The organism is Richelia sinica FACHB-800, from assembly GCF_014698825.1.
Classification (GTDB): domain Bacteria; phylum Cyanobacteriota; class Cyanobacteriia; order Cyanobacteriales; family Nostocaceae; genus FACHB-800.
Genome location: NZ_JACJTT010000048.1, coordinates 1 through 19,956 on the forward strand (window position 1 = coordinate 1; position 19,956 = coordinate 19,956).

Here is a 19,956-nt window from a genome sequence, read left to right on the forward strand (position 1 = left end):
ACTGTTATTCAAATGTCTTTTTACACTCAATATGTCTGTTTTTATTCTCAATTAGATGTTTTCTCTCCGTAATTTCCCTCTGTGACAGTTAGGGGGCGGAAGGTGGGTTATATCAATTAAAAACTAAAAAATCTAGTTTTGATAATTTTTCCTGAGTGCTGATAATTTAAACAACCTGAAAACTAAAGTTGAGACTAGCCCAATTATTCACATTAAAAATGTAAGCATCAGCCCCAGCATTATTCATATCTACTTGAATTTCACTAGCGTTATGTATATCTTCAAGAATTGCTTGAGCAACTTCTAGGGCATTGATTAAAGAGCTAATCGGTTGGGGTTCTGCGGCAGAATATTTAGCTGTACTTAATGCTGCTAAAGTCGTATGGAAGGGGGAGGTACTAAAAATTAGTTGATGTTCACATAATAAGGGGCGTGATGGTAACAACCAACCGGAGATAGTATCATTTTGGGGTAGAGTTAAGGTTTGTCCTGGGGGGATAAGGATTTCTTGTAGTTGGGGTTTGGCTTCTGATAAGGCTGTTTCTGGTCGGGTTTGCCAAGGGTAAAATGCGATCGCACTTCTGCTATTATTTAACCCCACTAATATAAAATATAGGGAGCGATCGCTCAAATTTTGCACCCTGTACACCATCCGACTACCAACGGGAACTGTGGGAATAGCTGTTCCCTGGCTACTGACAGCTTTATTGGTGGTTGTGTCTGGACGGCGGTTACGCCAAGTTTCTCTTTGCAAGACAATACGCGGAGAGATATTGTTGACAATTTCCAAAGATACCTTGACTGGCAAGCGAGAAGAACCTTCATTTTCTGTTAGTCTCCATAACTTCGCTGCTAACAAGGTAGATAATTTGGGTGTTAATCTTTGAACTGCTACTTTTACCGCTTCCCCTGCTTCCCCAGCGGAATTGACAATCAGTTCATTGGCAGGAGAAAATAATCCATAACGGCTGGATGTTTGTGGTAATTTCCCAAATACATAATCAACCCCTGGTTCTGTAGAAATAACATTAGCAATACGACTAATATTGGCAAAAGCACTAGTTGCGTCTACCCGTTCAATTCTTTCTAATTCTGGTGCTAAGGCCACTGTTAAATTGATATTGCGAGGTAATACACGGATGGTTTCTTGTACCAATTGGCCGATATTTGGCAGTATATTTGTTTCTGGATTAACTATTTGGGTTTTTGCTGTTAACCCAGTCCGTGATTTGATAACTAATTGTTCTCCTGTTGCCAAAGAAAAACGAGAATTAACTCCATAATATTCCCATACTTGCGGTGGTATTCCTCCTAAAAATAACTGTATTATTTTGCCATCATCCTCAATACCTGTAACAACTCCTTCAGCACTGGATTTATCAAAGGGAAAATTATCAATAATCGTACTATTTTGAATATTTTTCTTACTACTTAAGAAGCTAGGTTGTTGTTTATTGCCAAACTGGTACATAGAACTACCAACATGGGAAAGCAACACTTGAATAGTTGTAGCTGGGGTTGTTTCCCACAGATATTGAGTTAAAGCGTAGGTGAATAAACCCGCACTGACATTACCAAAAATAAACTCCCTTGCTACCTGGTGTGGTTCAGAAGTAGCTGATAATATCAACCCATTATTAGTAACTAGTTTTTGGCTTTTTAATTGCTGGAGGAACTCAATTTCTCCTGGAGCTAATTGTACGGCTGTTAATTCGGGACGGGCGCGCATTCCCAAACCATGAGAGAGTAATTCTGGAGAAGTATAATAGCTAGTATCTAATACTGCGGTCACTTTGTCTGTGGGGAGCGATCGCAACAACAGTATCAGGGTTTCTGTTAATAAATAGTTGACAAATTTACTTTTTTGTGTATCAAAATAATCAACGGGAATTAAGGCATTTTCCACGGCTTCCGGCGAACCTGGCAATTGAACCCTTGTCCCATAGCCGCTAAAGTGGAAAAAAACCACATCATCTGTCTTTGCTTGCTGACCCAAATGGTCTAAAATTGCCGCTTCAATAAACTCTCGACTCGCCTGTTCTTCCGTCAAAGTCAAAATATCAGAGGCTGTAAAACCAAAGCGATGAATTAACAATTCCCTTTGCAATTCCACATCCGTTAAACAGCCACTCAGACCAAGACCAGATGGGTATTGATTAATGCCCACTAATAAAGCCAATTTGCGGCTATTGGGTTGGGCCAAAGCTTGATAGTAGGGGTTTCCTAAAGTTAGCCACTCAGCTTCAGTCCATCCCAAAACCGCCAGCAGGCAGCCCATTCGTTGTAAAAACGTCCGCCGTTTCATAAATTAGCTATTAGTCCTCAGCCCTTCAGCTAACAGCTTAAAGGGCTAAAGGCTGTATGTAAAGTTCAGTTGATAGCCAGGAGATGATTCCACCCTAAGCCAAGGCAGGTTGTTGAATACGCATAGCCCGGGCTAACTCTGCTGCTACTTCAGGACGGGAAAATTCTGGTGGTGGCAACTCACCTCGGCGTAGCATCTCTCTTACTTTTGTCCCAGACAGGTGAACTCGTTCCTCTGGCTTACTCGGACTGGTTTTTGTGGTCGCCATTTGTTTGGTGCGTGTGCAGTAGAAAGCATGTTCAAACTTCATTGGCACAATGCCCAACTCTTCAGGTGCAAACTCATCAAAAATATATTGAGCATCATAGGTGCCATAATAGTCACCTACACCAGCATGGTCACGTCCAACAATAAAGTGAGTACAGCCGTAATTCTTCCGCACCAAAGCGTGGAAAATTGCTTCCCTGGGCCCAGCATAACGCATCGCGGCTGGATTAATAGCTAAAATTACTCTATCTAAAGGATAGTAATGTTCTAACAATATTTCATAACAACGCATCCGCACATCAGCTGCGATGTCATCTTCCTTGGTTGCCCCAACCAATGGATGTAAAAATAGACCATCAACTGTTTCCAAAGCGCACTTTTGAATATATTCATGGGCGCGGTGGATGGGGTTACGAGTTTGGAAACCAACAATAGTTTTCCAGCCCTTTTCTTTAAACATTTGCCGAGAGGCGGCAGGGTCAATTTGATAAGCTGGAAATTGAGGATGGGGGTCACGTTGTAATAACCAGATATCGCCTGCCAGGTTAACAGAACCTTGATTGTAAACTACCTGTACCCCTGGATGCTTGGCCTCATCGGTACGATAGACATTGATAGCTTCGCGCTGCTTATCGTAATGATATTTTTCTGATAATTCTAAAACCCCGATATATTCACCTTTGGGGTTATCTAGACGAACTAAACCACCTATTTGTAAAGGTGCTGCAACTTCTTCGTCTACTGAAAGTGTAATTGGTATTGACCAAACAAGACCATTAGCCAGTCGCATTTCTGCCACCACGCGATTATAGTCTGCTTGGTTCATAAAACCTGTGAGCGGACTAAAACCGCCGATGGCAATCATTTCTAAATCAGAAACGGCTCGCTCATCCAGTGTAACTCGTGGCAAAAATTGCGCTTTGGATAAAAATAGTTCCTTTTGTGCCGGTGTAGCAACTCGATTAACTAACTTTCCACCGTGGGGGGCAATGGCTTCTGGATGGTAACTCAACGTGATCCCTTCCGTAAATTCTAAAAATTGTTGCAAACTATGTACTAAATTATCAAAATATGGGTACACAGAGTACAAATACGTGAGAATTTTTTAGAGATGACTGGCCCCCATTGCTGCATTATTCCCCACTAGCTTCGCCCCATTCGCGAATAGCAGAGAATACAGAGGAGTAGTCATCATCTGGAAATGACATTTTCATGGCTGACTGGAGAATGTGCTTTACGCCCTCAATGCTGCTGAGATTTAAACCCAGGGCTTTAGCTTCTGAGATAAATAACTCTATTTCTTTGACCAATTGCTTATTAGGCAAATTGGCTTTGCTATAGTCGCCTTCCAACATCCGACGCAAGTTTTGATCAAAGGTAGGGGCATAAAGTTGACTATCCCGCAGCACACGCATAAACAAATCCACGTCAATTTTTTGCATCTGCACGAATGCCAAGCTGAGAGCAAAACTAGTGGTGAGGGAAGCTATGAGTTGATTGAGTGCCAATGTGAGTGAGGAAGCAGAACCTACAGGACCGATATATACAGGTTCCGGACCAAAGTTTTTAAGTAAATTTAAGTGCCGTTGATATTGTTCCTGTTGCCCACCGACCATGACAATCAATTTACCTGCTTCTGCTTCAGGAATGCTGCCTAGTACCGGCGCTTCTATATATTCAGCACCAGCGGCTACCACTGCATCTCTAATGTCTTGGCTTTCTAAGGGAGTTGTTGTCCCCATTTGGATGATGCTACGTCCTGAGAGGGTATGCCAAGAAGTATCTGTAAGTAAGACATGATAAATAGCCGCAGCATTAGAAAGCATGAGAATAATGCAGTCAGCTGCACGAATTGCTTGACGTGGTTGTGTGGCAATTTCCGCCCCAGCTGCCCGGAGTGGTTCTAATTTTCCTGGGGTGCGGTTGTAGGCAATTAGCTCTATATTGGCAGCTAATAGCCTTTGAGCCATCGGGAGTCCCATCAATCCTGTTCCCAGAAATGCGACTTTCATGTTTCACTTTCCTTCGTCATTGGTTATTGGGCGTTGGTCATGAGGCAGAGGCGCAGAATGTAGAGTTATAGCAGGTGACAGGTGACAGGTGACAGGTGACAGTGCTAAAAGCCTTTCAGTCTTCAGGTTTTAGTTGTTGTTCATGTCCTAACCATCTTGTCTACGGCTATAGGATGTAAGGGAGCAAGGAAAGAATTTCTCCTTATCTCCCTATCCCCTCATTTTTCCAGCTTTTCCTGCCTCCCCTGCCTCCTTAGCCACCGGCGGCAAATGTAGCCATAATCACAACTGAAAGTAAGATGCCGGGGGCAAGTAGAGTTACTAGCATTAACAGATCATGAGTGGTCATAATTTTGACTTTCCTGTTGGGTTAACCTGACGGTTATCTTTGTTATGCTAGTCTATTCAAAGTTGTTACAGGGTTATTAAATCGAGCTTTGCGGTTTAAGATTGATTTCTAATTGGGAATGGCTAATCCTGTGAGTGTTTGTTGTGCTTCTGTTTCTTTGAGTCCTTTGCTTTGAATTAAGACACCAAACCCACCTAGTCCTGTGGGGTCGATTAGCTGATGTAAGGCTTCTCGTCGGTTGAGTAACTCAGATAGTGGTTGCTCTTGAGAGGATAGGACTGCTAGTCTTTCTCCTAATCCCAAAGCCATCAAAAATAAACCTTGTTGTATCCAACCCACTGGATTTAAACCGCAAAGCTTTCCCCAAGATTCCAAACCTGTAAAGTCAACATGAGCAGTGATATCTTGTCGCCCAATGTTAATGTAAGGGTTGTGATGATGACGATGTTGGTAGTAGCACTGTAGGGTTCCATGCGATCGCCTGGGATGATAATAACGATGAGCATGGTAGCCATAATCAATTGTTAACACATAGCCACGCTGCAAGCAGTCTGCCACTATACTCAACCAGTCCAAAGCAGCTAAATTTATTTCACTGCGATAGCCATCTTCATAGGTACTTTGGCTTAAATCTATTCCTACTAACTGAAAATATTCACCTAATTTTGGTGTTGATGGTTCTCCTTCTACTTCCACAAAGGAGATATTGGCAGCAGCAGAACTATGCTCTTTTTCTTCCCTGGTCTGGGTCGTGACATAGATTTCCTGTAACTGACCATCTTGCAATATAAACTGATGGACAGGGAAGGCATCAACTAATTCATTAGAGAAAAAGCAGCCCACAATTGAGTTAGGTTTTATCTCCTGCCAATTGCACCAATGAACAGCAAATTCCTGTAAGCGTTGCTGTTGTTCTTGCTGTAAACTGGGGGATTTTTCAATAATGATGTATTCTATGGCAGCGAAAAAATCTGAATGATGGTGTTTGAGGTAGCTAAGAAGATTGAGGGCGAGATTTCCTAAGCCTGCACCCATTTCTACCAGGGAAAATGGTTTAGGTTGCCCTAAAATTTCCCACATTTGGCGCATTTGTTTCGCCAGTAATTCACCAAAATCTGCTCCCAAACTGGCAGAAGTAAAAAAATCACTTCCCTGAAATCCAATTTTCACTCCGTTACTGGAATAGTAACCCTGTTCTGGATGATATAGCACCATATCCATGTATTCAGCAAAGGTAATTCTTTGTTGAGGTGCTTGAGCAATCCGATTAGCGATCGCTGTACACAGGGCTGGGTTGGAACTGGAGAGAGGAGGATTTGGATATGGGAACATGAAGAGAAAGAGGAGAAGGGCCCAGGGGAGAAAATTAATATCCTACACCTTATTTTTACCTGTTACCTGCTCTATTTTTACCTGGAATTGTCTGGGCGGGTTCACAAGTATTGTCAACAAATAATCATGAGCTTGGTAAACCCGCCCCTACGTTGAATGTCTCAACTCTACTCGCTACGTGAACGCTACCTACAGGGTCTTCCTGGTACAACAGATAAAATTTTCAATCAATCAACAATCTAAAATCTGGGGATCAAGGGCGAGGGTATGCGCTCCTTTTTGAATTATCTCTATATCTTGGGGCAACCAGTGACGAACTTCTTGACAGTGGTGAGCAATGAGTAAGCCCCATAAACCTCTAGGTATTAGTATCGGTACAACTAGGTTGGAACGGACTTGAATGGTGTGGAGAAAATCTCTATGACAAGGTTGTATATTTTCTAAGTCTATATCAGCGATCGCTCTCACCCGTCCCTCTAAATACATGGCAGCGTATTCATCACTAAAACAATCATCTGCCCCTGTGGAACCTAAAATTGTGAAGTCCCTAGAACTTAAGGATTCAAAAATGACCTGCCCATGCCAGTGTTCATAAAAGTAATAGACTACTACACGGTCTACCTGAAGTGCTGTTCTGACTTCATGTATTGTCCGTCTGACTAGCTCGTCCCGCCGGATTTTTCTCACCAGGCGTTCCAGCAGTCTTTGTAAACCTTGTTCACCAGGCTGATTGGGTGGATTGTCAAAGTTCGAGTGGGAATGAAGGTACACAGGTTTAAAAGAACGACTCAATAAATGTGTTCCAATTTATATAGTAACTTATCAGACTGATCAGCAAAAATCATGAAGACATAATTACCAGGCTTTCTAGACACCAAAGCGTATTATCTATATTGAGACTTAATTTGCTGAGTATTGGGTAAGAAAAAATTTTTCCTCTAAATTATTGAGGTTTAACATTTAAATTTGAAAATATCACATTTATTTATAAATAAACATTAACATAAATTAATATAATTTTTAATTTATTTAAAATTCAATACCCATATTAACTCAATTTAACGTTTTTTAGTCAAAAACAAAATCTTTTTGGATAAACTTAGACAAAATAAATTAACATACGAAAAATTTTCTTAACATTTTTCTAGAAAACCCCAAAAATAAATTTTCTTAAATTGGTGCTTCCTACTAACCATTTGCAGTCAATACCCAGAAACTTTTTTTTAGTTTTTAATGTTTAACTTTTGTAATTGTTGTTGGGCATTGTTTGCCCATTGCATGTTACCTTGGAATTGGTATAAGTCTTTGGCATATTTGAAGACTTGGGCAGCTTGTGGATATTGTTTTAATTGCAGAAACACTAACCCAGCACCATAATAAGCGTTGGCATAGTTACTATTACTTTCCGCAGATTTTCTAAAGGCTGCTAAGGCTTCATTAGTTTTGCCTTGAGTAAATAAAATCGTCCCCAAGTTATAGTAAGCTTCGGCATAACGGGGATTAATTTTAATTGCCTGTTCAAAGGCAGATTTTGCTGCATCTAGTTGACCAATTTGTAAGTAAGCAGTACCTAAATGATATGCTGGCTCTGGGGCATTAACGCTATGTTGGATGGCTTTTTGCAAAGCAGCGATCGCACCATTCCAGTTTCCTTGCTGTTTTCTCAGTAATCCCAAATTATAGTGAGCAAAACCTAGTTTGGGGTCAATTTCTATAGCTCTCTGCAAATAATCATTTGCTAGTTGTAAATTATTACCTTCTAATAATGCTCCACCTAAATTAGCAAAGGCTAGAGCAAACTGCGGGTCAGCCTGTGTGGCTTGATAAAATGCGTCTGCTGCGGGTTGGAGTTGTCCCACTTGACGCAAGGCTAACCCTAAATTATAGTGTGCTGGCGCTAATGTGGGGTCTAGTTTGATAGCCTGACGAAAAGCGGTCATGGCATCCTGGGTCTTACCAATTTGTATGGCTTGTAAACCCTGGTTTAACCATTCTACTGCTGTTTGTCGATTGTAACCTTGGGCGAGTAAATGATTAGAGAATAAGGCAGAACTAGCATAAACTGGCAAAATATTGACATCCAGCACAAGTAAGCTCAAAAAACCGATAAAACTAGAATTTTTTAATAGTAATTTCATTGTTAGTTGCAACTAAAACTGCCTGTGATTACTTTGTTTATATAAAAGTTTGTGCAAACAAAAAATATTTTATAAATATTTTATATTTGCCATAAAAATTAGCCTTACTTAACATTACTTAAGGTAAATCTTACAACAGACTACAATTTTTTTAAACACAGATTAAAAGAAGGATAATAACAGAATAAAGCAGGATTTGTTCTCCCAATTTGGGTAGTTAATGACTCCCGAAAATACATAGGAATGCGGTTTGGGGTAAATGACCGCTAAGGAGGTTTTATGAACGAAAAAGTCAACGGTGGTTCGCGCAATGTTGCCATAGTTGGTCCCTATTTAAGTGGTAAAACCACTTTTCTGGAAAGCTTGTTATTTGTAACAGGGGCAATTTCCCGCAAAGGTAACGTTAAGGATGGTAACACAGTCGGAGATAGTGCTAATGAAGCACGCGATCGCCGGATGAGTGTGGAAGTTAGTGCAGCTAGTTGTACATATCAAGATACTCGCTTCACTTTCATTGATTGTCCAGGTTCTGTGGAATTTGCCCAAGAAACATATAATGCTTTAATGGGAGTAGATGCGGCAATAGTTGTCTGCGAACCAATACGCGATCGCGTCCTCACCCTCGCGCCTCTGTTTAAATTTCTAGATGATTGGGAAATTCCCCATCTAGTATTTGTGAATAAAATGGACAGGGCGAATATTCACGTTTTAGAAACCTTACACGCCCTCAAAGCTGTTTCCACTCGTCCCCTTGTTGCTCATCAATACCCCATCATGCAAGGGGAACAATTGGTTGGCTTTATCGATATGGTAAGTGAACAAGCCTTCCAATACCATCCTGGCGCACCTGCTGACCCCATTCCTTTCCCTGAACATCTCAAAGCGGAAGAACATATTGCCAGGGCAGAAATGTTGGAAACCTTGGCTAATTTTGATGATCATTTATTGGAAGAACTTTTAGAAGATATTGAACCGCCCCACGAGGAAATTCTCACAGATTTAAAATTAGAATTAGGGGCAGATTTGGTAGTACCTGTGTTCTTTGGTGTGGCTGAACAAGATTATGGTGTCAGACCATTATTAGAAGCCTTACTGCGGGAAGCACCAGAACCAGAAAGCACTGCGGTTAAACGGTTATCAGCTAAAACTGGCAATGCACCCATAGCCCAAGTTTTGAAAACCTTCTACACTCCCCAAGGTGGTAAACTTTCCCTGGTGCGTGTGTGGCAAGGAACATTAACAGATGGAATTGTCCTCAATGGTGTACGCACTGGCGGAATTTACCGTTTAATGGGGCAGCAGCAGCAATCTGTGAATCAAGTCGGGGCTGGGGAAATTGTGGCTTTAAGCCGACTAGATGGCGTGAAAACTGGGGATACTCTCTCTACAGAAGCCAAGGTGAAGGCATTACCAAAAGCCCAACCATTGGAACCAGTATATGCCCTAGCGATCGCCCCAGAAAAGCGCAACGATGAAGTAAAACTCAGTAGCGCCATTACCAAATTATTAGAAGAAGACCCATCCCTAGCTTGGGAACAACATGGTGACACCCATGAAGTGATTTTGTGGGGTCAAGGGGAAATACATCTGCATGTAGCCTTAGATAGACTACGACGCAAATATAATTTGCCCATGTCCACCCATCTTCCCCAAGTACCTTATAAAGAAACCATTCGCAAACCAGTGTCCTCTGTGCATGGACGGTACAAACACCAAAGCGGTGGTCATGGACAATTTGGGGATGTGTATCTAGATATCAAACCCCTACCGAGAGGTGAAGGCTTTACTTTCACAGAAACTATTGTTGGTGGTGTAGTTCCCCGTCAATATATTCCGGGAGTAGAAAACGGTGTGCGGGAATTTCTGGCCCACGGGCCTTTGGGTTTCCCCTTAGTAGATGTGCAGGTAACTCTCACCAATGGTTCCTATCACACCGTTGATAGTTCAGAACAGGCATTTAAACAAGCGGCAAGGTTAGCCATGCAAACGGGTATACCCCAAGCCCAACCCACCCTGTTGGAACCGATTTTAAAGATTGATGTGAACACTCCCACAGAATTTACCTCTAAGGTATTGCAACTGTTGAGTGGGAAGCGGGGTCAAATTTTGGGCTATGAAGGCAGAAATGACTGGTCTGGTTGGGATAATGTATCTGCCTATTTGCCGCAAGCAGAGATGCACGACTTTATTGTTGAGTTGCGATCGCTTACCCTTGGTGTAGGTTCTTTCCATTGGGAATATGACCATCTCCAAGAAGTACCAGAAAAACTTGCGGAACGCATTCTGGTTCATAGCAATGGTAACGGCAATAGTAAATAGTTTTAGTTAGTTTTGGGGACACTCTTTATGGGTGTCCTCTGTTTTCTTTTTCACTCAGAGATGTTGAGAAGTTTGAATATTAAAAATTTATACTAAGATAAAACTCTATTCGGAGAGTTTTAGATGCCTAAAGCCAATCAACAAATAAATTATCAATTCCTCCTGCTAACACATATAGTTTGTGCAGATCACCAGATCCACTCAGAAGAAGCTCAAGCTTTGCGTGACTTAGCTAAAGCAGCAAATATTGAAGAAAACACTTTACTAGAGATGGAAAAGATTTTATCTCAAGAAGATAAACATCTGTCTCTAGAATTAATTGCGGGTAAAATTCCTCATGGTCAGCAAACCGAGACAATGCGGCAATTACTAACTATGGCGCATATCGATGGTTATTTTGCACCTTTAGAAAGAGAGATTATCTATAAAATAGGTCAAGTCTGGCATTGGTCAAAAAATGATATAGATAAAATAATTCAAGCAGCAAAAAATAAACAACCGCTAAAAAATTATAAAAATAATGAAGATGAGGAATTATCTCTAGCTGCTAAGTTTTTGGAAAATGAATATAAATCAGGACTATCACGCGCTATAATTAATTTAGTTGTCAAAATTTCTCCAGATTCCATCAAAGAAACAGTTTCTAAATTAGAAAGAGAAATATTAATTAAAGGGCCAGAGTATGACAAAGCGATAGAACATTGTAGTAAAATCGCTAAAGAAGATTATAATTTTGCATATAAGTCACTTGCTCAAGTTGATAAAGCACTCAGAGATTTAGCCAACAATCTCGAAAATACTATTAAGCAAATAGAAAATAGAACTACTAATAAAGGTCAAGCTAATACTGCTAAAGAAGTAGCTCAACAATTAGACTATAGTAGAAAAGCACTAAAAGAAGATATTATTAAAGAATTATTACTTGTTCGTGATTCTCTGCGCTCCAAACAACGAGCATTGAATCATTTTAGTATTGCTTTTATGGGCCGAACTAAAGCCGGAAAAAGCACATTACACGCTATTATTACTAGAGAAGGTTGGGATGCTATTGGAGTGGGAACACAAAGAACCACTCGTTTAAATCGGGTTTATGAATGGAAAAATATCCGCATTATTGATACTCCTGGTATTGGCGCACCTGGGGGTAAAAGTGATGAAGAAATAGCAAAAAGTATAGTTGATGAATCAGATGTAATTTGTTATGTAGTTACTAACGATAGTATCCAAGAAACAGAGTTTCAATTTATGAAACTTTTGAAAGAGAAAACCAAACCATTAATTATTTTACTTAATGTTAAACACAATTTGCGTGATAGTCGGCGTTTAGAGCATTTCTTGAAAAATCCCAATAAGCTATTTGAAATGGAAGGTAATAGCGGGATTAGTGGACATTTTGAGCGTATCCATCGCTATGCAAAACAACAATATGCAAATGATTACTTCTCTATTATTCCTGTAATGTTGCTTGCTGCTCAGATGAATAATGAGCCAGAACATCAAGAAATTAAAGATAAACTATTTAAAGCTAGTAGAATACAAGATTTTCTAGATTCTATTCGGGAATCATTAGTTAAATATGGTGCAATTAGAAGATCACAAACTTTATTAGGTTCCACAGTGGGAGCTATTAATTCACCTTATCAATGGGTAACGGAACAAGTTAATATTTATGAACAGTTAATACAAACACTGAAAAATAAACGTGAGGAAATCAAGAGAAAGATTAAAAAAGCTGAGGATGATATTTATAGAGGTTTAAAATCAGAAATAGATTCAATTTTTGTCAGTGCCAATAATAGCATACAACTATTTGCAGAGAAACATTGGAATGATAATCAGGAAAGTTTAAAGGCTGCTTGGGAGAAGAATCTAAAAGAAATTAGATTTCAAGAACGGATTCAATCAGCTTATGAGGATGGAGGGAAAAAGTTTAATAAAGAAGTTCAAGAAGTAATTGCTGAGGTAGGTACGGAATTAGAATTAATGGCTCAACTTAATGTTGGTAAAGATTTTAAACTGAAAGAACATGATAAAAAACCTTTTTGGACTAATCCAGGATTTATTACTGGTGTTATAGGAGGAGTAGCCGCACTATTGATTTTTTTACCTGGGGGAATTCCTGTTACTCTACCTTTGATTGCTACAGCTATTGGTACAGCTATTGCTAGTATCACTTCTTGGTTTAAATCTGAGGATAAAAAGCGGCGGGAAGCAGTGGCAAAAATAAGCTCATCTTTAAGAGAACAATTAAATAAACAACAAGATACATTCAACTCTGACTTAAAGAATAGTTTTACTAACTACTGTGATTCTGCTACTACAAATAGTATACAATACTTTGATGAATTGATAGGAGGTTTAGAAGCGATCAACCAAAATCTAAAAACTGCAAATAATCACATAAATATTGCTAATAATTATCTTAATCAAGCCTATGCTAAAAGAATCATAGATTGGTGTATTGAAAAATATGAACAGCTAACCGATGAAGGAATCAAGAATATAATTTCTCAAGTTGATCGTCAATTTGGGCGTAAACTCACAATTCATACCAAACTAGAGTTAGATATTCGTAAATCTCAAGCTGATATTCAAGCAATATTACAAGAAGATGTTGTGATTAAATCCCCAGTTAATAATTAAGTATATAACTATTATGCTACCAGGACAAAGAAAAATCCAAGCTGCTGAAGTTGTCAATCATCTTAACAATTGCTATAAAAACCTGAATCAATTACTATTACAAAGTGATAATCAAGAATTACTGCAAATTCGCCAAAAGATGATTAACGAATTAGAGGATTATCGCAAAGATGGTATTTTGTCAGTTGCTTTTGTTGGTCAATATAGTGCTGGTAAATCTACAATAATTTCCGCTATTACTGGTAAGCGTGATATTAAAATAGATGCAGACATAGCGACTGATAAAACTAATAATTATTATTGGGAGGGAATTAATTTAATTGATACTCCTGGACTTTTTACAGAACGTAAAGACCATGATGCTATCACGTATGATGCTATTCATAAAGCTGATTTATTAGTTTTTTGTTTGACATCAATGTTATTTGATTCCATAACTGTAGAAAACTTTAAAAAATTAGCTTATGAAAAAGGTTATCGGTGGAAAATGATGGTAGTTGTTAATAAAATGTCTGATGAAGCAGGAGATGATGAGCAAAAAATAATTAATTACAGTAAAAGTATAGCAGAAGCATTAAAACCTTATAAAATAGATGAATTTACTCTCTGTTTTATTGATGCTAAAGATTATTGTGAAGGTATAGACACAGACGATGATTTTTTAATTGAAATTAGCAGATTTGATAGTTTTATTGATGCTTTAAATAACTTTGTTGATAGTCGTCGTTCTCTCGCTCGTTTAGATACACCAGTGAGAATAGTTTTGAGTGGAATTAATGACGCACAAATTTGTATTAGTCGTGATAATAATGAAGATACAGCATTTTTTGAGATTCTCAAACGGTTATGGCGTACAGTAAACCAAGAACGAGAAAGACTGAGAAATAAATTCAAAAATATCGCTTTAAACTTATTTTCAGCAGTAACCAATGAGGGAACAATACTAGCTTCTGCGTTGGGAGATGAAAACTTTGAAATTTGTAACCAACAAACAGAAATTAATGTACGCACTCACTATGACAAAGCTACCAATGATATGGAGTCTTGTGTCAATGACGCTTTTTATTCTATACAGAAGGAAATAGAAAGTGTTTTTAATAGCGATTTAGTCAAAACATTTGTTAATAGATTGCAGTTTCAATATGACATTTCATCTGAAAATTCAGATGCAGTTATAGATTTGAATAATATAGTTGCACAAATTGAAGAATTATCAAAAATTGCTGAAAAAATAGGTCTGAATTCATTCAGGAATAATTGGACAAATACCTATCAAGGAGAAGGATTCTTACGTTCTATGGATGTTGCAGGTAGTGAGCTACATCATACTGTACGTTCAGTAGGAGAGTTTTTTGGTTATAATTTTCGACCTTGGGAAGCGGTTAATTTGGCTAAGGATATTGGCAATTCTTTTATGATTATTGGCAATTTTGTATCATTTTTGGGTGTAGGTGCTGAAATTATTCAAACATATCAGGAATACGAAGCTGAAAAAAGTTTAGCTCAGGGTCGTTTAAATATTACTAGTCAATTTATTAAAATGGGTGAAAGTTTAAAAGAGCAGATAAATGAGCAACTTGCAGAAATTGAAATCAAACTATATGAAGAAATTGAAAATAAAATTGCCGAAGCTAGACGGAATCAAGAGGAGTCCATAGCATCTGCTAATAAAGGAATGCAACAACTCACACAGATTAGAAATAAATTAGAATCTATTTTGCAAAAAATTACAAAAGCTTCAACAAAATGAGTAGGCTAAATTTGTTATTCAAGAATGCAAGCAAGCCTACCCTTGATGCGACTAACCAAGATATTAATCAAGAAAATTGCTACAATTGAGAAATAAATATGAAATTTTGTTTTTAAAAATGACCACAGATTCGCCATCTACTACTACAGATAATTTTATTAATCTCCTCTCTCAGGTTGCAGTTGCCTATCGAGAGGGAGGTAAACTTCCTACTGCTGATATCGTAGTCGATGCTTTGTTAACAGCAGAAAAAACTACCAAGCAGCAACAGATAAACTATCCTTTTACATCTTTAATTGGCAACTGGCGTTTATGTTTTGCCACTGGAACTAAGAAAGTTAGACAGCGTGGGGGAATCGTTTTAGGCAAAGGTTTTTATCTACCCAAATTTGCTACAGCCCAAATATCCTTTAGTTCTAATTTATTACCATCGTTAGACCAAGGAGAAGTTGGTAATCAGGTAAAATTCGGCCCAGTGGGGTTGAAATTAACTGGCCCGGCAAAACATTTAGGAAAAAAGAATTTATTAGCCTTTGATTTTACACAAATGCAAATTAGTGTATTTAATCGTTTGCTCTACAATCAACCAATTCGTTCTGGCAAGGCAAATACTGAAGATTTTTATCATCAACCCATAGCTAAATTACCATTTTTTGCCTTCTTTTTGGTTACAGAAGATTTGATTGCAGCAAGGGGTAGAGGAGGAGGTTTAGCTATCTGGATTCGCTCATCGGTGGAGTGAAAATACAAAAACTTTAGCCCTGAATATAAACTCAGGGCCAATTCAACAGCTAACCATTGAAATATCTGTAGGTCAATTTAACACTGATTTCTATGCACTTATCTATGATAATGGGAGCATCCCAATTTTGCAAAAATAACCGCAGCAAAACCAAAAACTCTCTTCTTCCTTCTTACCTTTGTGTCCTTCGCTCCTATGCCTTCGGCACGCTTCGCGAACGTGGTTCGTTCATTTCAAGTCTTGAACTCAAGCAAAAAATAAACTTACACATTTGGGATGCTCCCACGACAATAATCCGTTGGCACGATGAAATTTATCCCCACATTAACATGCTAATCATATAACCACGTGTTAGAACCAAAATCTTCTTTAGGTTCGTTGTTAGGTGCGGTAATATGCGGTAGGTTGCGGTGTGTTTTTGTTGGCTGTTTGTAGATGAGTTTGGAATGTCCTTTCGGCTCTTTTAAAGCTTTAATTTCTTCTAAGAGTTGGGAATTAGCGTCTGCTAGTTGCAGCGCAGTTTGTTTAGCTTCCGAAAGTTCTCTAGCAAGTTTTTCTACTAATCCATCTCTCTCAGATAAAGCAGCTTGCAAATCATTAATTTGCTCTTGGAAATGAATTTCTTGTTTTTGTGCTGTATTAATAGTTTTTTGCAGTTCCTTAATAGTAGCTTCCAATTCGGCTTTTTGAGAATTAGCCCGTTTGACTGCTGGTGCTTCTGAAACTGATGTTGTGTCTGTTTCTGGTTCAGTAATAGTGTCAACAACTATTGCTTGTGCAGTGACTTCAATGGTAGGCTCATCAGAATTAGGGGTAAATTTTTGTGCTTCTTCTTGTAATAAATCAGCGAGACGTTTCTTAGGCATTATTTCCTCCAATCATGCTGTAATTCTTCCGTCACACGACGGTAGTCTAATTCGGCTTCCCTGGCGTTTTTTCCTCGCCACTGTGTAATTGCTACTCCTTCCAATGCTGCTCGTTCATGAGCCTTATAGGTACGAACCAGGACATTAAAAGCGGGAATTCCTAACTTTAACAAGGTTTTTTGCGCTTCTATTGCTTCTCCTAGACTGCGCGGATCGACTTTGGTTAACAATACTCGATGGGGAGTACCTACGGGAATAACGGCTTGTTGAACTGTCTCGACCAAAACAGCTAAATCCATTGCGGATGGGGGTGTGGGTAAAACTAGGTAATCAGCCACCCCTACGACTACTGCTAAGGCTTCAGATCGTAACGCTGGAGGCGTATCTACTATTACTAAATCGTAGCTCGTTATTTTTCGTAATTCACCTAAAAGTTGCGGATCTGATTCTTGGGCTAGATCAAATTCCATTCCCTGTTGATTACGTCTAAACCACCAACTAGCAGAACCTTGAATATCTGCATCTACTAGCAGGACTTTTTGTTGTTTAGCAAAATTAGCTGCCAAGTTGACTGCGGTAGTTGTTTTCCCAACTCCGCCTTTACCGTTTAGAATAGCAATTATTTTTGGCACTCTTTACTTTTGACCTACCCTTAACAAAATATACAGCTGTATGTCACCAACAAGCGCAAAAAAGCTATAGATTTTTTCCTTCTACTTGAGGTGCAGATGTGAACGGCAAGAAAGGAATTAAAGGTAGATGCAATTACTCAAGAGTTAAAATGAAATATAGATAACATTTTTGAGAAACCTGTGACCTCATCTGTATTTGCTTCAGAACGACTGTTATTTACACCTGCAAATCCCCAGAGTGATGCAATTCCCGTGATTTTCGCGTTTCCCAATGAGTACACGGTGGGAATAACTAGTCTTGGCTATCAGGTGGTATGGGCTACTTTGGCTATGCGTGATGATTTACAGGTGAGTCGTTTATTTACAGATGTGCATGAGCAACTGCCCAGACAACCAGAAATACTCGGCTTTTCTATGTCTTGGGAGTTAGATTATGTAAATATTTTCCATCTTTTGGAATGGTTGCAAATTCCTCTGCGTAGTCAGTCCCGCAATGAACAACATCCCCTAGTTTTTGGTGGTGGGCCGGTGCTAACAGCTAACCCAGAACCATTTGCAGATTTTTTTGATGTGATTTTATTAGGTGATGGGGAAAATTTATTGGGGGATTTTATTGATGCTTACAAGGAAGTGAGAAACGCTAACCGGGAAACCAAATTAAAACGATTGGCGCAAGTTCCTGGTATTTATATTCCTAGTTTATATCAGGTGGAATATTTTAGTTCTGATGGAGAAATAAAATCCATTAATTCCATTGATGCAGAAATTCCAGCTACTATCCAAAAACAGACCTATCGAGGAAATACTCTCTCAGCTTCCACTGTGGTGACGGAAAAAGCCGCGTGGGAAAATATTTTTATGGTGGAAGTGGTGCGGAGTTGTCCTGAAATGTGCCGCTTCTGTTTGGCTAGTTATTTAACTTTACCCTTTAGAACTGCCAGTTTAGAAAAATCTTTAATTCCAGCAATTGAACGAGGTTTACAAGTTACTAATCGTTTGGGTTTGTTGGGTGCTTCGGTGACACAACATCCCGAATTTATCGAATTATTAGATTATATCAGTCAGCCGAAATATGATGATGTGAGATTGAGTATTGCCTCTGTCAGAACCAATACGGTGACAGTGCAGTTAGCGCAAACTCTGGCGAAACGGGACACGCGATCGCTTACCATTGCCGTAGAAAGTGGTTCTGAACAACTGCGGCAAATTATCAATAAAAAGTTATATAACGATGAAATAATTCAAGCTGCCATTAATGCTAAAGCAGGTGGTTTATCCAGCTTAAAGTTATATGGGATGGTGGGAATTCCGGGAGAGGAAGGGGAAGACTTAGATGCAACAGTGGCAATGATGAAGTCTGTCAAAAAAGCTGCCCCTAGATTGCGTTTAACACTAGGGTGTAGTACCTTCGTGCCCAAGTCTCACACACCTTTTCAGTGGTATGGAGTTAACAAGCAAGCTGAGAAGAGGTTGCAATTATTACAAAAACAACTCAAGCCCCAAGGTATAGATTTTCGACCAGAAAGCTATAATTGGTCAATTATACAGGCTTTGTTATCACGGGGCGATCGCAGACTTTCCCAACTCCTCGAACTCACTCGCGATTTTGGTGATTCCTTAGGTAGTTACAAACGTGCTTTTAAAGAACTTAAAGGGAAAATTCCCGATTTAGATTTTTATGTGTACGCTAACTGGTCAACAAACCAAATTTTACCTTGGAGTCACTTGCAAGGGCCCCTACCGCAGTCTACACTACAAAAGCATTTGGCTGAGGCACAGAGTCATTTTCGTACCCCTTCCCAGCCATTAGAGACGGTTAAATAAATCCAACGTGCTGTGGAGTAGTAAGAAAATGCAAAATACATCAGAATTTTATTGTGCCTACTGTGGGGAACCTAATTTAACTTTTATTGATTTTAGTGCTGGAATGACCCAAAGCTATGTAGAAGATTGTCAGGTGTGCTGTCGTCCCAATATTTTATATGTGCGAATCGACGAAGATACGCTAGATATTGAAATTGATAGTGAATATGAAGGCTAAAGTTTAGGTTTTTCTTTCCATGCTGCATTTTAAACATTCTTCCGTCATTGATGCACCAGTAGAAGTAGTTTGGAAATTCCACGAAAGACCAGATATATTACATCTACTAACACCACCTTGGCAGCCAGTTCAAGTAGTCCGACGTGAGGGAGGACTGGGAGAAGGTGCCATTACAGAGTTTCGTTTGTTTCTTGGCCCCTTACCTTTAACTTGGTTAGCACAACACACCGAATGTGAAAAATATCGTCTGTTCACTGATAAACAAATATCTGGGCCCTTTGAAACTTGGGTACACAGACACGAATTTGAACCAGAAGAGGGTAAAACTAGATTAACTGATGATATTGCCTATTCTATGCCTGGTGGCGATGGGGTGGAGTTAGTGAGTGGTTGGTTAATTCAAGTACAACTAGAAGCTATGTTTCGCTATCGACATTACATCACTAAGCGAGAATGTGAGAAAAAGTTAGATATGCCCGGAAGCATTTAAGAGATAGGGGCGGGTTTACCGATATTATTTGTGGAAAGATGCAAATCTGTGTGAACCCGCCCGTACAGCA

15 protein-coding genes are annotated in these 19,956 nt (G+C 39.2%); 7 read left to right on the top strand and 8 right to left on the bottom strand.

Annotation, left to right across the window (positions count from 1 at the left end):
• Positions 1–166 precede the first annotated feature (166 nt).
• From H6G73_RS21845 to H6G73_RS21870, 6 genes are all read right to left on the bottom strand, one after another.
• Positions 167–2,305, bottom strand: a complete 2,139-nt coding sequence (locus tag H6G73_RS21845; RefSeq protein WP_190608293.1) for a caspase family protein — start codon at positions 2,303–2,305, stop codon at positions 167–169.
• Between the two features lie 94 nt (positions 2,306–2,399).
• On the bottom strand, positions 2,400–3,584 hold the full coding sequence (sat, locus tag H6G73_RS21850; protein WP_190608295.1) for a sulfate adenylyltransferase: 1,185 nt from the start codon (positions 3,582–3,584) through the stop codon (positions 2,400–2,402).
• Positions 3,585–3,705: 121 nt separating this feature from the next.
• Positions 3,706–4,584, bottom strand: coding sequence for an NAD(P)-dependent oxidoreductase (locus H6G73_RS21855; RefSeq protein ID WP_190608297.1), 879 nt, complete (start codon positions 4,582–4,584; stop codon positions 3,706–3,708).
• Positions 4,585–5,041: 457 nt separating this feature from the next.
• On the bottom strand, positions 5,042–6,265 hold the full coding sequence (locus H6G73_RS21860; protein ID WP_190608298.1) for a class I SAM-dependent methyltransferase: 1,224 nt from the start codon (positions 6,263–6,265) through the stop codon (positions 5,042–5,044).
• Between the two features lie 231 nt (positions 6,266–6,496).
• Positions 6,497–7,036, bottom strand: coding sequence for a GAF domain-containing protein (locus tag H6G73_RS21865; RefSeq protein ID WP_190608341.1), 540 nt, complete (start codon positions 7,034–7,036; stop codon positions 6,497–6,499).
• Positions 7,037–7,488: 452 nt separating this feature from the next.
• Positions 7,489–8,403 (bottom strand): tetratricopeptide repeat protein, encoded by a 915-nt coding sequence (locus tag H6G73_RS21870; RefSeq protein ID WP_190608300.1) that lies wholly within the window; start codon positions 8,401–8,403, stop codon positions 7,489–7,491.
• A 279-nt stretch (positions 8,404–8,682) separates the two neighbouring features.
• Between H6G73_RS21870 and H6G73_RS21875 the strand changes: the two genes are divergently transcribed.
• The 4 genes from H6G73_RS21875 (at position 8,683) to H6G73_RS21890 (ending at position 15,857) form a co-directional block, all read left to right on the top strand.
• Complete coding sequence (locus H6G73_RS21875) at positions 8,683–10,722, top strand: elongation factor G (protein ID WP_190608301.1); 2,040 nt, start codon at positions 8,683–8,685, stop codon at positions 10,720–10,722.
• Between the two features lie 123 nt (positions 10,723–10,845).
• Positions 10,846–13,365, top strand: a complete 2,520-nt coding sequence (locus H6G73_RS21880) for a GTPase (protein ID WP_190608303.1) — start codon at positions 10,846–10,848, stop codon at positions 13,363–13,365.
• A 13-nt stretch (positions 13,366–13,378) separates the two neighbouring features.
• Positions 13,379–15,115 (top strand): GTPase, encoded by a 1,737-nt coding sequence (locus H6G73_RS21885; RefSeq protein ID WP_190608305.1) that lies wholly within the window; start codon positions 13,379–13,381, stop codon positions 15,113–15,115.
• 118 nt (positions 15,116–15,233) lie between these two features.
• Positions 15,234–15,857 carry a hypothetical protein gene (locus H6G73_RS21890; protein WP_190608307.1) on the top strand — a complete coding sequence of 208 codons (624 nt, stop codon included), beginning with the start codon at positions 15,234–15,236 and terminating at the stop codon, positions 15,855–15,857.
• A 332-nt stretch (positions 15,858–16,189) separates the two neighbouring features.
• On the opposite strand, the gene H6G73_RS21895 is transcribed toward H6G73_RS21890, so the two are convergent.
• Together H6G73_RS21895 and H6G73_RS21900 are read right to left on the bottom strand one after the other, a co-directional pair.
• Positions 16,190–16,723, bottom strand: a complete 534-nt coding sequence (locus H6G73_RS21895) for a hypothetical protein (RefSeq protein ID WP_199317822.1) — start codon at positions 16,721–16,723, stop codon at positions 16,190–16,192.
• Positions 16,723–17,355 carry a ParA family protein gene (locus H6G73_RS21900; protein ID WP_190608309.1) on the bottom strand — a complete coding sequence of 211 codons (633 nt, stop codon included), beginning with the start codon at positions 17,353–17,355 and terminating at the stop codon, positions 16,723–16,725. The genes H6G73_RS21895 and H6G73_RS21900 overlap by 1 nt, the downstream gene beginning before the upstream one ends.
• Positions 17,356–17,535: 180 nt before the next feature.
• Here H6G73_RS21900 and H6G73_RS21905 point away from each other — a divergent pair, with 180 nt between their 5' ends.
• From H6G73_RS21905 to H6G73_RS21915, 3 genes are read left to right on the top strand one after another with little or no spacing between them, the layout of a single operon-like run.
• Complete coding sequence (locus H6G73_RS21905) at positions 17,536–19,179, top strand: B12-binding domain-containing radical SAM protein (protein WP_190608310.1); 1,644 nt, start codon at positions 17,536–17,538, stop codon at positions 19,177–19,179.
• A gap of 28 nt (positions 19,180–19,207) precedes the next feature.
• Positions 19,208–19,396: a CPXCG motif-containing cysteine-rich protein gene (locus tag H6G73_RS21910; protein WP_190608312.1), complete on the top strand. Its 189-nt coding sequence runs from the start codon at positions 19,208–19,210 to the stop codon at positions 19,394–19,396.
• Between the two features lie 19 nt (positions 19,397–19,415).
• Positions 19,416–19,886, top strand: a complete 471-nt coding sequence (locus H6G73_RS21915) for an SRPBCC family protein (protein WP_190608314.1) — start codon at positions 19,416–19,418, stop codon at positions 19,884–19,886.
• Positions 19,887–19,956 lie beyond the last annotated feature (70 nt).

Excerpts from the sequence above, each read along its gene's own strand:
- H6G73_RS21845 (WP_190608293.1), bottom strand. The coding sequence starts at position 2,305 with ATGAAACGGCGGACGTTTTTACAACGAATGGGCTGCCTGCTGGCGGTT.
- H6G73_RS21855 (WP_190608297.1), bottom strand. The coding sequence starts at position 4,584 with ATGAAAGTCGCATTTCTGGGAACAGGATTGATGGGACTCCCGATGGCT.
- H6G73_RS21860 (WP_190608298.1), bottom strand. The coding sequence starts at position 6,265 with ATGTTCCCATATCCAAATCCTCCTCTCTCCAGTTCCAACCCAGCCCTG.
- H6G73_RS21870 (WP_190608300.1), bottom strand. The coding sequence starts at position 8,403 with ATGAAATTACTATTAAAAAATTCTAGTTTTATCGGTTTTTTGAGCTTA.
- H6G73_RS21875 (WP_190608301.1), top strand. The coding sequence starts at position 8,683 with ATGAACGAAAAAGTCAACGGTGGTTCGCGCAATGTTGCCATAGTTGGT.
- H6G73_RS21880 (WP_190608303.1), top strand. The coding sequence starts at position 10,846 with ATGCCTAAAGCCAATCAACAAATAAATTATCAATTCCTCCTGCTAACA.
- H6G73_RS21885 (WP_190608305.1), top strand. The coding sequence starts at position 13,379 with ATGCTACCAGGACAAAGAAAAATCCAAGCTGCTGAAGTTGTCAATCAT.
- H6G73_RS21890 (WP_190608307.1), top strand. The coding sequence starts at position 15,234 with ATGACCACAGATTCGCCATCTACTACTACAGATAATTTTATTAATCTC.
- H6G73_RS21895 (WP_199317822.1), bottom strand. The coding sequence starts at position 16,723 with ATGCCTAAGAAACGTCTCGCTGATTTATTACAAGAAGAAGCACAAAAA.
- H6G73_RS21910 (WP_190608312.1), top strand. The coding sequence starts at position 19,208 with ATGCAAAATACATCAGAATTTTATTGTGCCTACTGTGGGGAACCTAAT.
- H6G73_RS21915 (WP_190608314.1), top strand. The coding sequence starts at position 19,416 with ATGCTGCATTTTAAACATTCTTCCGTCATTGATGCACCAGTAGAAGTA.